This is a genomic window from Rhizobium sp. OAE497, assembly GCF_040546565.1.
Classification (GTDB): Bacteria; Pseudomonadota; Alphaproteobacteria; order Rhizobiales; family Rhizobiaceae; genus Rhizobium.
This window is the reverse complement of record NZ_JBEPOA010000001.1, coordinates 3,758,337-3,772,511: the sequence shown is the minus strand read 5'-3', so window position 1 is coordinate 3,772,511 and position 14,175 is coordinate 3,758,337. Positions and strand designations below refer to the sequence as shown.

The 14,175-nt window shown below is 61.2% G+C and carries 7 protein-coding genes; 5 read left to right on the top strand and 2 right to left on the bottom strand.

Annotation, left to right across the window (positions count from 1 at the left end):
* Positions 1-72 precede the first annotated feature (72 nt).
* The 5 genes from ABIE40_RS18815 to ABIE40_RS18795 all read left to right on the top strand — a co-directional run bounded on the left by ABIE40_RS18815 (position 73) and on the right by ABIE40_RS18795 (position 11,432).
* Positions 73-237 (top strand): hypothetical protein, encoded by a 165-nt coding sequence (locus ABIE40_RS18815; RefSeq protein ID WP_199627972.1) that lies wholly within the window; start codon positions 73-75, stop codon positions 235-237.
* Between the two features lie 198 nt (positions 238-435).
* On the top strand, positions 436-945 hold the full coding sequence (locus ABIE40_RS18810; RefSeq protein WP_199627970.1) for a Dps family protein: 510 nt from the start codon (positions 436-438) through the stop codon (positions 943-945).
* Between the two features lie 163 nt (positions 946-1,108).
* On the top strand, positions 1,109-1,270 hold the full coding sequence (locus ABIE40_RS18805) for a DUF1328 domain-containing protein (protein WP_112718199.1): 162 nt from the start codon (positions 1,109-1,111) through the stop codon (positions 1,268-1,270).
* A gap of 331 nt (positions 1,271-1,601) precedes the next feature.
* Positions 1,602-10,124, top strand: coding sequence for a glycoside hydrolase family 94 protein (locus tag ABIE40_RS18800; RefSeq protein WP_199627968.1), 8,523 nt, complete (start codon positions 1,602-1,604; stop codon positions 10,122-10,124).
* A 99-nt stretch (positions 10,125-10,223) separates the two neighbouring features.
* Entirely contained in the window at positions 10,224-11,432 is a 1,209-nt protein-coding gene (locus ABIE40_RS18795; protein ID WP_199627966.1) for an OpgC family protein, read from the top strand.
* A gap of 50 nt (positions 11,433-11,482) precedes the next feature.
* Here ABIE40_RS18795 and ABIE40_RS18790 read toward each other — a convergent pair whose 3' ends face one another.
* Together ABIE40_RS18790 and ABIE40_RS18785 are read right to left on the bottom strand one after the other, a co-directional pair.
* Positions 11,483-11,836 carry a VOC family protein gene (locus tag ABIE40_RS18790; RefSeq protein WP_199627965.1) on the bottom strand — a complete coding sequence of 118 codons (354 nt, stop codon included), beginning with the start codon at positions 11,834-11,836 and terminating at the stop codon, positions 11,483-11,485.
* 298 nt (positions 11,837-12,134) lie between these two features.
* Positions 12,135-13,898: a glucan ABC transporter ATP-binding protein/ permease gene (locus tag ABIE40_RS18785; protein WP_130283081.1), complete on the bottom strand. Its 1,764-nt coding sequence runs from the start codon at positions 13,896-13,898 to the stop codon at positions 12,135-12,137.
* Positions 13,899-14,175: the final 277 nt, after the last annotated feature.

Genomic DNA, 14,175 nt, shown 5'->3' with positions numbered 1-14,175 from the left:
CCTGATAGAGAATATAAGAATAAAGATGCGAGGCATGACGCCTGCATCAAAGAGAACAGACGGAGGCAACACATGGCAGACCTGGGTATATCGCATACTCACGCGAACCATTATGGTTCCGTGCCGGCAAAGAAGCCGCTCTCCATGCGCGGCAAACTGCAGCTGGGCATCAACGCAGCATTGCTTACGGCAGCTTTCGCATTCGTTGCTGCACTCGTATTCGGCCTGATCGGCTGATCTGGTGCACCGGCGCTGGCCGGTGCCTTTCCTTCGGAACAATGTGTCATTCGCGGCATTCTCCAATCACGCATGCAGCGCAAGGAGAATGGGCGTGAAGGGCGTGTTGCTCTGGCTCATCGGCAATTCCGATCCCAGTCATCATCCTTCGCTACCTGTTCCACGCTGTCTAGCGTTCCCAGTCAGGAGTAGAGGACGATGGCAAATACAGCCGTACTAAAGCCGAAATCACGCGACGTCTCGGTCAAGACCGGACTGTCCGACAAATATTGCGCTGACATGGCCAAGAGCCTGTCGGCGATCCTGGCCAGCACCTATCATCTGGTCATCAAGAGCCACATCTATCACTGGAATGTCGTCGGCCCGCTGTTCAAGCCGCTGCACGAGTTGACCGAGGAGCACTACAGCACGCTCTTCGAGGCGACTGATATCGTGGCGGAACGCATTCGCGCGCTCGGTCATCTGGCGCCCGCTCATATCAGCGACGCCGCCAAGTTTGCTCCGTCGAACCGCGATTTCAGTCAGCTGACGGCCGAAGACATGGTGCTCGATCTGATTGCCGATCACGAAGCGGCCTGCCGCGCCATGCGCGAAGCGGGCACCTCTGCCGACGAGAACGGCGACCTGGTGACGACGGATATGCTGACCGATCGCCTCACCTTCCACGAGAAGGCTCTCTGGATGCTCAAGGCGATCATCGCAAAGTAGGCGCGGGCGCGCGTTGCGCCTTACCGCCGCTGCAAGGGCGCATGGATAAAAGCCATGCGCCTTCTATTTTGCAACACATTGATCCCAAAAGATTTTCGACAGCGGCAGGGAACCTTGGTGCTTGCTGGCCGTTTTATTTGCAAGCAAACCAAAGGAGATGGGCATGCTTTATTACGCTCTCGTATTTCTCGTCGTCGCCCTGATCGCCGGCCTGCTTGGTTTCGGCGGTATTGCAGGCGCTTCGGCCTCCATTGCGCAGGTCTTGTTCTTCCTGTTCCTGGTGCTTTTCGTCGTCTCGCTGGTCATGCGTCTGGTCAGGCGCTGACGGCCGGGATCTCCCCTCCCGATCGTGAAAATCCGGTGCCTTCGCGGCGCCGGATTTTTCATGCGATGCGTGCCATTTCTTAGCTCTTGACTTGAATTATCGGGTTGGTGTCCAACTTTCCCGAGATGGCTTTGCGGGAGGGGCAGAGAAGGACGGCCAGATCGTGCGAAGCCATGCCTTGAGATAGGGCTTAAACCGTTTCGCATCGAAAAATCGGCCGCAATAACTTCTTTCGACAACACTGCATTGCCGTTCATGCGGCAGTCATATTTGCCGGTGCAAAAGGCTAGCCAAAATTACCATAACTTTGTTTGGATCCAGAACCGAACCCATGTCAATTTCCAATCCGTCTCCGAGCCCGTCGCGCGATTCCGAAGTGAAGCAGATCGATCATAACGACTCGATCCGTTCGACCTACCTCTCCATCGAAGACATCAAGGCGATGGGCGAAATGGTCGCCCGCAGCGGGGCGGATTCACTTCCGGCTTTCGCGCCTTTCGACTTCTTCGCGCGGCACAAGGAAAACGAGAAGGAGATCCTGCGGGTCTACCGGACGACGGCCGCGGATGTGGAATCGGGCGAGACGATCACGCCCGCTGCGGAATGGCTGCTGGATAACCACTACATCGTCGAAGAGGCGATCCAGGAAGTCCGCCGCGACTTTCCGCGCCGCTTCTATCGCGAACTGCCGACCGTCAATGTCGGCGGCACGCAGGTGCCGCGCACGCTCGTGCTCGCCTGGCTCTATGTCGCCCATACGCACAGCACGGTCTCGCAGGAAAGCCTGACGGCGCTGGTCGATGGCTTCCAGCAGGTCGAGACACTGAAGATCGGCGAGCTCTGGGCCGTGCCGTCGCTGGTGCGCTACGTGCTGGTCGAAAACCTCCGCCGCATCTCGAGCCGCGTGGAGCGCAGCCGCCGCATGCGCCGCCGCGCCAACGAGGCTGCCGACGAGCTTGTGCGTCTCGCCGATCCGGCCAAGGCTGCCGAATATCTGAAGTCGCTGGAGACGCTCGCCGAGGACAATACGTTCTCGACGCAGTTCCTCTATCGCATGCGCGACGGCTCGCAATCCTCAAGCCTGGCGATTGCCTGGCTGGACGACCGCCTTGCCTCGCTTGGCCGCGATACCGAAGAAGCGACGATGGCGGAGCACAGTCGCCTGTCCTCCGGCAACGTGACGATGGGCAACATCATCCGCAGCCTGCGCGAGATCGACGATACCGAATGGTCCGTCTGGGTCGAGCAGGTCAGTCATGTCGACAAGCTGCTCTGGGACAAGTCGGATTACGGCATTCTCGATTCCGGCTCGCGCAACAAGTATCGCAAGCAGATCGAAAAGCTCGCCAAGCGCTCGCCGCTGACCGAAATGGAAGTGGCGCAGCTGGCTCTCGACATGACGGAGGAGGCCAAGGCCTCCGACGAGCCGCAGCCGCATGAGCCGAATGTCGGCGGGTTCCTGGCTGGCATGCATCGGCCGAAGTTCGAGGCGCGGGCCAATTACCGGCCGACGCTCGTGCAGCATTTCGTCCGCACCGTCCGCAAGTTCAACTGGCTGTCGATCGCCGTGCCCGTGGCGCTGCTGACGATCCTGGCGATGGTCATCGTCGGCAAATTCATGGCGAATGCCGGCATGAGCCCGGCGGAGATCATCGTTCTCCTGATCATGTTCTCGCTGCCGGCCTCGGAAGGCGCGACGGGTCTTTTCAATACCGTGCTATCCTTCTTCGTGACGCCGTCGCGTCTCGTCGGCTACGAGTTCAAGGAAGGCATTCCGGAAGACGCGCGCACGCTCGTCGTCGTGCCCTGCCTGATTTCCAACCGCGACAGCGTCGATGAGCTCGTCCGCAACCTCGAGGTCCACTATCTCGCGAACCCGCGCGGTGAAATCTATTATTCGCTGCTCAGCGACTGGCCGGACAGTCAGGTCGAGGAAACCGCCAACGATCTCGAAGTGCTGGATTATGCCCGCCGCGAGATTGCGAACCTCTCGGCCCGCTATGCCTTCGATGGCAAGACCCGCTTCTACCTGCTGCACCGCCGCCGCCTCTACAATCCGGCCGAAGGCGCATGGATGGGCTGGGAGCGCAAGCGCGGCAAGCTGCATGAGCTGAACATGCTGCTGCGCGGCGACAGCGACACGACCTATCTGCCGGGCGCCAACATCGTTCCTGAAAACGTCCAGTATGTCATGACGCTCGATGCCGACACGCGCCTGATGCGCGATGCCGTCACTAAGCTCGTCGGTAAGCTCTACCATCCGATCAACCGTCCGGTTCTGAACCCGAAGACCGGTCGCGTCGAAAGCGGTTACGGCGTTCTGCAGCCGCGCGTCACGCCGTCGCTGACGACGGGCAAGGATGCCTCGGTCTTCCAGCGCGTCTTCTCGATCAACCGCGGTCTCGACCCCTATGTCTTCACGGTTTCCGACGTCTATCAGGACCTCGCAGGCGAAGGCACTTTCACGGGTAAGGGTCTCTATCACGTCGATGCCTTCGAGGCGTCGCTGAAGGGCCGTATCGACGAGAACTCGGTTCTCAGCCACGACCTTCTCGAAGGTTCCATGGCGCGCTGTGCGCTCGTCACCGATCTGGAACTCGTCGAAGACTTCCCGATCCGCTACGAAGTCGAAACCTCGCGCCAGCATCGCTGGGCGCGCGGCGACTGGCAGCTGCTGCCTTACATGTTCAATCCGAAATACGGCGTCACCGCGCTCGGCCGCTGGAAGATGTTCGACAACCTGCGCCGCTCGCTGACGCCGATCGCCTGGTTCTTCGCGTCGGTTCTCGGCTGGTATTTCATGGGGCCACTCGGTGCCCTCGTCTGGCAGATCCTGCTGATCTTCTGCCTGTTCGTCGCGCCGACACTGTCGCTGATCAACGGCATCATTCCGCGCACCAGCGATATCGTCGCGCGCGCTCATCTCTACACCGTCTGGTCGGATATCCGGGCTGCCAACGCGCAAGTGGCGCTGCGTATCGTCTTTATCGCCGATACCGCCTGCATGATGGCCGATGCCATCGGCCGTTCGCTCTACCGTCTGTTTGTCAGCCACAAGCTGATGCTGCAGTGGCGCACCGCCGCCAGTGTTCAGGCTGGCAAGCAGGGCACGATCAGCTCCTACTACAAGGCGATGTGGCATGCTCCGGTTCTGGCCGTGCTCGCCCTTGCTTTCGCCGCACTGTCAGGCGACAGCGCCTTCCTCGTCGGCATTCCGTTCGCCGTTCTCTGGATCCTCTCGCCGCTCGTTGCCTATTATGTGAGCCAGTCGGCGGAGACCGAAGACCGGCTCGAAGTGGCCGAGAAGGACTCGATCGAGCTCCGCAAGATCGCCCGCCGCACCTGGCGCTATTTCGACACGTTCACGACGGCCGAGCAGAACCATCTGCCGCCTGACAACGTGCAGGAAACGCCGCATGTGATCGTCGCGACCCGTACGTCGCCGACCAATATCGGCGTCTATCTTCTCTCGGTCGTCTCAGGCCGCCAGTTCGGCTGGTTCTCCTTCGAGGAGACGATCGACCGGCTGGAGAAGACGATTGCCACCATCGACAAGATGGAGAAGTACCGTGGTCACCTCTACAATTGGTATCACACTGATACGCTGCAGACGCTTGGCCCACGCTACGTCTCGGCCGTCGACAGCGGTAACCTTGCAGGTCACCTGATTGCCGTCTCGTCCGCCTGCCGCAACTGGGCGGAAGCGCCGTCGGCACATATGCAAGGCAATCTCGATGGCGTCGGCGATACCGCCGGCATCCTCGGCGAAGTGCTGGCCGACCTGCCTGACGACCGCAAGACCGTGCGTCCGCTGCGCCGCCGCCTGGAAGAGCGCATCATCGGCTTCCAGAACGCCCTTGCTGCTGTCAAGCGCGAGCATGAGTTCGCCTCGATCCGCGTCATCAACCTTGCGGTTCTCGCGCGCGATATCCAGAAGCTCGCCGCCAACCTCGACCACGAAGTCAAATCGTCGCTCAGCGGCGAGCTGACCCGCTGGGCCGAGCAGCTGGTGAAGGTCTGCGAAGCTCATATTTCCGACAGCACCTACGATCTTTCGAATATCGATCCGCTGCGTCCGCGCCTGATCGCTCTCCGCGACAAGGCCCGCGACCTTGCTTTCTCGATGGACTTCTCGTTCCTGTTCCGCCCGGAGCGCCGTCTTCTGTCGATCGGTTACCGCGTCGAAAGCGGCGAGCTCGACCAGGCCTGCTACGACCTTCTGGCATCGGAATGCCGCCTGACCTCGCTCTTCGGTATCGCCAAGGGCGACCTGCCGACGGAGCACTGGTACCGCCTGGGACGTCAGGTCGTTCCGGTCGGTTCGCGTGGCGCGCTGGTCTCCTGGTCCGGCTCGATGTTCGAATACCTGATGCCGCCGCTCGTCATGCAGGAGCGCGGTGGTGGTATTCTCAACCAGACCAACAATCTCGTCATCGTCGAGCAGATGAATTACGGCCGCAAGCTGGGCGTTCCGTGGGGTATCTCGGAAGCGGCCTTCAATGCCCGCGACCATAACATGAACTATCAGTACACCAACTTCGGTGTGCCGACGCTCGGCCTGAAGCGTGGTCTCGGCCACAACGCCGTCATCGCGCCCTATGCATCGATCCTGGCCAGCCAATACGATCCGAAGGCAGCCCTCGAAAATCTCGAGCGCCTGCGTGGTCTCGGCGCGCTCGGCAAGTACGGCTTCCATGACGCTGTTGACTTCACGCCGACCCGCGTTCCGGAAGGCAAGAAGTGCGCGGTGGTCTATAACTACTATGCTCACCATCATGGCATGTCGATTGCGGCAGTCGCCAACGTTGCCTTCAACGGCCACTTGCGCGAGCTCTTCCACTCCGATCCGGTGATCGAAGCCGCCGAACTGCTGCTGCAGGAAAAGGCGCCGCGCGACATCCCGGTGATGAGCGGCAAGCACGAGTCGGATACGCCTGCCAGCATCCAGGACGACCTGCTGCGTCCGGAACTGCGCAAGATCGCCGATCCGCTGTCGCGTGACCGCGAGCTCGTGTTCCTGTCGAACGGCCACTATTCGATGATGCTGACGGCGACCGGCGCCGGCTATGCCCGCTGGAACGGCCAGTCCGTGACCCGCTGGAAGCCCGATCCGACCGAAGACCGCTGGGGCAGCTTCATCTTCCTGCGCGACACCGCCACCAACGAATGGTGGTCGGCGACCGCGGAGCCGAAGAGCGTCGAAGGCGAAAAGGTCAACGTGCTCTTCGCCGATGAAAAGGCGGAGTTCACCAAGATCGTCGGCGATCTGACGAGCGAAGTCGAATGCATCGTCGCCACCGAGCACGATGCCGAAGGCCGCCGCCTGACGCTGCTCAACATGGGCACCGAAGACCGGTTCATCGAGGTCACCTCCTATATGGAGCCGGTGATCACCACCGATGATACGGACAATGCTCACCCGGCCTTTGCCCGCATGTTCGTCAAGACCGACTTTGGCAAGCGCGGCGACGTCATCCGCGCTGAGCGTAACAAGCGCGATCCGAATGAAGCGAACATGAGCATCGCGCATCTGATCGTCGACAGCGCCGGTCCGCAGCGCCAGACCGAATTCGAAACCGATCGCCGCAAGTTCCTCGGCCGTGGCCGCAGCCTTGCCGATGCGGCTGCGTTCGATCCGGGTGCGACCCTGTCGGGCAGCGAAGGCTTCACGCTCGATCCGATCCTGTCGCTGCGCCGCACGGTTCGCGTGCCGGCCGGCAAGAAGGTCATCGTGATCTTCTGGACCATCGCCGCGCCGAGCCGCGACGACGTGGACAAGGCCGTCGAGCGCTACCGTCACGCCGATGCCTTCCAGCACGAGCTGGTGCAGGCATGGACGCGCACGCAGGTGCAGATGCGCCATGTCGGCGTCACCTCGCAGCAGGCTGCCGCTTTCCAGCATCTTGGCCGTCATCTCGTCTATCCGGATATGGATATGCGCTCCGACGCCTCGGTTCAGGCCGGCATGGCCTCGCAGTCGTCGCTCTGGCCGCTGGCGATTTCGGGCGACTTCCCGATCTTCATGCTGCGCATCAACGACGACATGGATCTCGACATCGTTCGCGAAGCGTTGCTGGCGCAGGAATATCTGCGCTCGCGTGGCGTCACCGCCGATCTCGTGATCATGAACGAGCGCGCCTCCTCCTATGCCCAGGACATGCAGCACGCTGTCGACCAGATGTGCGAAAACGTCCGTCGCATGGGCCAGGCCGATGGTCTGCGCCAGCATATCTTTGCCGTGCGCAAGGACCTGATGGAGGAAACGACCTATCACGCGCTGATGGCCGCTGCCCGCGTCACCTTCCATGCGAAGAACGGCAAGGTGCTTGATCAGATCAACCGCGCCATCGCGCTCCGCTCGCCTTCCAAGGAAGAGCAGGAAGAGATGCAGAAGGCTGCCGAGCGCAGCAAGATGACGGCAACGAAGCGTATCGCGCCGGTCATCAAGCCGCGCCCCGTGCCTGCCGAAATCGAAGAGCAGGGCGATCTCGACTTCTGGAACGGCTTTGGCGGCTTTGCCCGCGACGGCCGCGAGTATGTCGTTCGCCTCGCCGGCGGCACGGCAACGCCGCAGCCGTGGATCAACGTGATCTCGAACGACAAGTTCGGCTTCCACGTTTCGGCCGAAGGCGCAGGCTTCACCTGGTCGGTCAACTCGCGCGACTATCAGCTGACCAGCTGGTCGAACGATGCCGTCGTCAATCGTTCGGGCGAAGCGATCTATGTCGCCGATCTCGACAACAATGACATCCTGACGCCTTATGCGGGCCTGTCGCAGCGTGCCGATGCGCGTTTCGAAACCCGCCACGGTCTCGGCTACTCGGTCTTCTCCAGCGAGCAGAACGATATCGCCATGGAGGTCACCCAGACCGTCCATCGCGAAAAGCCGGTCAAGATGCAGCGCGTTCGCCTGCGCAACAACGGCGCCGGCGCCCGCAAGCTCAGGCTCTACGGCTATGTCGAGTGGGTGCTCGGCAACAATCCACAGCGCACCGTTCCCTTCATCCTGTCTTCGGCGGATGAGGAAACCGGAACGCTGTTTGCCGGCAACCAGTACAGCATCGACTTCTCGAACCGGGTGGCCTTCTTCGCCGCCAGCGAAAAGCCCTCGAGCTTCGGCACCAGCCGTCGCGAGTTCATCGGCAAGGCCGGTACGATCCAGGCACCGCAGGCGCTGAAGCCCTCCGTTCCGCTCTCCGGCTCGACCGAGCTCGATGGCGATCCGGCCGCCGTGCTGGCAATCGACATCACGCTGGCGGCGGGCGAAGCGCGCGACGTCACCTTCTTCATGGGCGATACTGCGTCCAGGGATGAGGCGGCAGCGCTTGCGAAAGAAATCCGTTCGGCAAGCATCGAGGATGCCGTTCAGGCAAACCGCGACTTCTGGCAGGGCTTTACCGGCAAGGTGCAGATTACGACTCCCGACCAGGGCATGAACAATCTCATCAACGCCTGGCTGCCTTATCAGAGCCTCGGCTGCCGTATCATGGCGCGTTCGGCCTTCTATCAGGCAAGTGGTGCCTTCGGCTTCCGCGACCAGCTGCAGGATACCCTGGCTTTCGTGCTGCAGGAGCCTTCGCTGGCCCGCAACCAGATCGTCAACGCCGCCTCGCGGCAGTTCCGTGAAGGTGATGTGCAGCATTGGTGGCTGCCGGGAACGGGTGCGGGCGTCCGCACGCTGATCTCGGATGACGTCGTCTGGCTTGCCTACGGTATCCACCACTATTGCAGCGTCACGGGCGACAAGACCGTGCTCGACGAGCAACTGCCATTCCTCGAGGGTCCGGCGCTGCTCGAAGGACAGCATGACTCGTTCTACAAGCCCGAGATTTCCGAGGACAAGGCGAGCATCTACGAGCATGCCGCTCTCGCCCTCGATCTGGCGATCAAGCGGACCGGCTCGAACGGCATGCCGCTGATCCTCGGTGGCGACTGGAACGACGGCATGAACCGCGTCGGCATCCATGGACAGGGCACGAGCGTCTGGCTCGGCTGGTTCCTCGCCGGTGCGCTTCGCTCCTTCACGCCTTACGCCGAAGAACGCGGCGACAAGGCGCGCGTCGAGCGCTGGACCAAGCATCTCGGCGAACTGAAGACGGCTCTCGAAAGCGCCGGCTGGGATGGCGGCTACTATCGTCGGGGCACCTTCGACGACGGCAGCCTGCTTGGCTCGAAGGAAAGCCTGGAATGCCAGATCGATTCGATCGCGCAGTCCTGGAGCGTGCTCTCGGGCGAAGGCAATCCGGATCATGCCAAGACGGCGATGGATGCGGTTCTGAACCGTCTCGTCGACCGCGACACGCGCATCATTCGGCTGTTCACTCCGCCTTTCGCGACCTCGGCCAAGGATCCGGGCTATATCAAGGCCTATCCTCCGGGCGTTCGCGAGAACGGCGGCCAGTACACGCATGCTGCGACCTGGGTTGTCATGGCGCTGGCGGAGATGAACCGCGGCGACGATGCGCTGGCCTGCTTCGATCTGCTCAACCCGATCACGCATTCGCGCGACAAGAGTTCTGCCGAGCACTATCGCGTCGAGCCCTACACGATCGCGGCTGACGTCTATGGCGAAGGCGCTCTCAAGGGACGCGGCGGCTGGACCTGGTATACGGGATCGGCCGGCTGGCTCTATCGCGCCGCCGTCGAAGGCATCCTCGGAATCCGGCTGAAGGACGGGCGCCTGTTCGTTCGTCCGGCGCTCCCGAGCAGCTGGGATGGCTTCTCTGCAGAGGTCGAACATTCCGGTGTGAAATACCGCATTTCGGTCTCAAAATCGTCCCAACCCGGCGGCTACAGTCTGGCTATCAACGGCAACGACATCGCCAATCCCTCTGAGGGATATCCGGTCGGATAGCAGCATTCTTCAAGCTCACACTCCGGCGATTCGTTGCGGCCAAAAGGGAAACCTTTTGGCCGCAACTGCGTTTGCAAATCGGAACCAGGAGAGACATTCATGGCGACTACGCCGGAAAAGACGATCGGCGCTGAGCGCGTGTCACCGTCCGCGGCCCGGCCGCAACGCGATACAAGACTGGATGTATTGCGCGGGCTGGCCCTGATCACGATCTTCATCAATCACGTCCCCGGGCAGATTTTCGAGTATGTGACGACGAAGAATTTCGGCTTCTCAGACGCTGCCGAAGCCTTCGTGCTGATCTCGGGTATCGCCGTCGGCCTCGCCTACGGATCGGGCTTCAAGTTCGGCCGCAGGCTGGAGATGGCGAAGAAGGCCGTGAAGCGCGCCTTCACGCTCTATCTTGCCCATATGATCACCACCTTCATCACGCTGGCGCTTTTCATCTGCGGCGCCTGGCTGTTCCATAGGCCGGGGCTGCTGGTCGAGATCAATATCCTGGCGGTACTGACCAACCTCAAGGAAGGTATTCCGGCGCTGCTGCTGCTCGGCCATCAGATCGGCTACAACAACATCCTGCCGATGTATGGCGCGCTGATGCTGATGGTGCCGATCATCCTGCTGTTGAACTCCTGGCACCCCCTGCTGGCGCTCACCGTCTCGGGCACCGTATGGTTCGTCTCGGGCATCTACCAGATTGCGCCGCATAACATGATTATCGCCGACTATTGGTTCCTGAACCCGCTGTCATGGCAGTTCATCTTCACGATCGGCATTGTCGGCATGATGCATGTGAAGCGTGGCGGCAGGCTGCCGCGCCATCCAGTCCTGTTCATGCTGGCATCGGGCTATGTGGCGCTGTCCTTTGCCTGGGTCGTCGGTCATCTCTGGGATCTCGGTAATGCGCTGGCGGCGCTTGGTCTGCCTGCGGTCCTCACCGGCTTCGACAAGACCTTCCTGTCGCTGCCGCGTCTGCTGCATGTACTGGCGCTGACCTATCTGGTCATCAACATCCCGGCCCTGTCGCATCTGCTGCGCCGTCCGGCTGATCATCCGCTGACGATCCTTGGCCGCCACTCGCTGAACATCTTCGTTGCCGGCACGATCCTGGCGATGGCTGGTCAGGTGCTGCTCTATGTCACCAATCGCGACCAGTTTATCGGCCCGATGTTTGTGATCGCCGGTCTTTCGGCCCAGTTCGCCTATGCCTACCATCTGGAGCGCAAGCGCCTGGATGCTAAGGTCAAGCCGGTGATAGCGCGCACGGCGGTGCCGGTCGCTATACGGGTCGGCGATCGCCGGAAATAAGCTGCAGGGATCGATGTGATCCCAATGGCCGGCGGGGTTCTCTCCGCCGGCTATTTCTTATGCGCGAGAATGTTGATGAGGCGGCCGAAGGGGTCGCGGACATAGAAGCGGCGGACACCCCACGGTTCGTCGGCGGGGCCATAGACGATCTCGAAGTCTGCGTTCCTGATGTCTTCAAGCACGGCATCGACATCATCCACCTCGATGGAGAGATCGGGCACATCCGTACCGGACCCGCCCTCGCTAGCGAAGCTGACCTGCACCTGCATGGCGCTGCCGTTGCCGTAGGTGACGATCCAGCCGTGATCCATCAGCAGATCGAGCCCCAGGATGTCGCCGTAGAAGCGCTGCGCCAGCGACAGGTCACCGGCGGCGATGTTGGTGATGATGCGGCGAACGGCCAAAGCTGCTTCCTCCGCGCCAAATGCGCGGAGCCGATGCTAGCGGCTTTCACCATGCGATTAAAGCATTGGGAGTGCTTGGAATCACCTGCGTGATGCCTGTGATCACCGGCCGGTTATGTGAGGCATCGAGCTAGCTCTTGCGAACTGCTCAGAGTGCTAGATCGCGCGATCAATCCGGCGACAGCGAAGCAGTGGTGTTGGAAGCGAGCCTTAGGCCAAGAAGCACACAAACCAGAGCGCAAAAGAAAAGGCCGGAAGGTGATCCTTCCGGCCTTTGCATTTCGGTGCGGCTGTCGCCTTAAGCAGCTTCGGTGGCGTGTGCCTTGCGGACTTCGTCGTCCGTCAGGATGCCGCTGGCGCGGAGCAGGGCGGCGAAGCGGCCGTTGCTCTGGCTGAGCTCGTCGAAGCTGCCCTGCTCGACGATCCGGCCGTTGTCGAGGAACAGCACCTTGTCGGCCTCGCGGACCGTCGACAGACGGTGGGCGATGATGAAGGTGGTGCGGTTCTGGCGCAGGTTGTCGATGGCGGCCTTGACGCGGTTTTCGGTTTCGACGTCGAGCGCGCTGGTCGCCTCGTCGAGCACGAGGATCGGCGCGTCCTTCAGGATGGCGCGGGCGATCGCGATACGCTGACGCTCGCCACCGGAGAGACGGTTACCGCGCTCGCCGACATGGGTGTCATACTGGTCTTCGCGCGTTTCGATGAAGTCCGCGGCCGCAGCGGCTTCCGCTGCCTGGCGCATTTCTTCCTCGCTTGCGCCTTCGCGGCCGAGGCGGATGTTGTCGCTGATCGAACGGTTCAGCAGACCGGCATCCTGGAACACGGTTGCGATGAAGCGGCGCAGTGACTTGCGGGTCACCTTGGTGATGTCATGGCCATCGACGAGGATCTGGCCGCTGTCGGGGTCGTAGACGCGCTGCAGCAGGTTGACGAGCGTCGTCTTGCCGGCGCCGGTCGGGCCGACGATCGCGATCGTCTGGCCGGCCTTGGCCTTGAAGTTGACGTTGTGCAGACCCTGCGACGAGTTGCCGAAGCCGAAGGAGACGTCGCGGAATTCGACTTCGCCCTTGACGTCCTTGATGTCGGCATTGCCGGCAGGCTCTTCACGGTCACGAACGGAGTCTTCGAGGACATAGAAGTCTTCGAGCTTCGAGCGGGCTTCAAAGATCTGCGTGGCGAACTGGCGCATCTGGTCGAGACGCGAGATCAGCAGGTTGGCAAAGCCGATGAAGGCAATGACGTCACCGATCTTGATTTCGCCAGCCTGCACCAGCAGCGTGCCGATGACGAGGATGACCATCATGGCGATCGTGGAAGCCATGCGGTTCAGCGCGCCGGCAATAGCCCACCAGTCGAGAACCGGATACTGGGCCTGCAGAAGGCGATCAGTAAAGCCCTTCAGAGCCTTGGTTTCAGCTTCGATACGGTTGTAGCTGTGCAGCACCGAAACGTTGCTGATCGAGTCGCTGACATGCGAAAAGACGGTGTGGTAGTGGTTTTCGACCGAAGCCTGACCATCCTTCGTGCGGCTCATGACCACCCGGCCGATCGCCCAGTAGGCGGCGCCGAGCACCAGCAGCACGATCGACAGGCGATAGTCCATCGAGATGGCGGTCGGGATCAGCAGGCCGATAGCGACAGCAGTCGCAAGGTGGTTGCGCATGAACTCGAGCCAGAGGCCGAACAGCGTCTCACAGGCGCGCAGCAGCGTATGCAGCGCGTTGGACGTGCCACGCTGATGATGCCAGGAGAGCGGCATGGAAATGATGCGGCCGAAGGCTTCGGTCAGAAGCGTGGCGCGCCGGCCATGCGCCAGCCTGTCAGCCTCGCGGGCGACAAGCACAAAGGCGATGGTGTTGAAGACGGCGAAACCGGCCCACATGAACAGGATCGGCTTCACTTCGCCCTTGCCGGAGATGGCATCGATAATGCGGCCGAAGAGGATCGGTTCCGCGATGGTAATGGCTGCCAGAACAATGTTGGCAACGACCACCAGGGATACGCGGAGCTTGTAGGCGCCAAGGTAGCGCAAAGCTCTTGCATAGACCTTGAATAGCGACACAGCAGTACCTCTTTTGTGCATCTGCAAAACGGGATGCTGCGACGCTACTAAAATCTACCTGAACCGGCGATTAACACCGCGTTCACGCACCACTTTTTTCGACATTGTGACAGCAGGGTGCGACGAGATGACATCGGTTGAAAACTGTTCAATGGACAACAGTCGTGACAATTTTCGCTTGCATTTGGAAGGTCATACGTCACACCATAAAGCATACGGGTTAAAATGATTAAACCGAAGACCGTTGAGATGCCGGCTGCGTTTTTTGCCGGTCGAC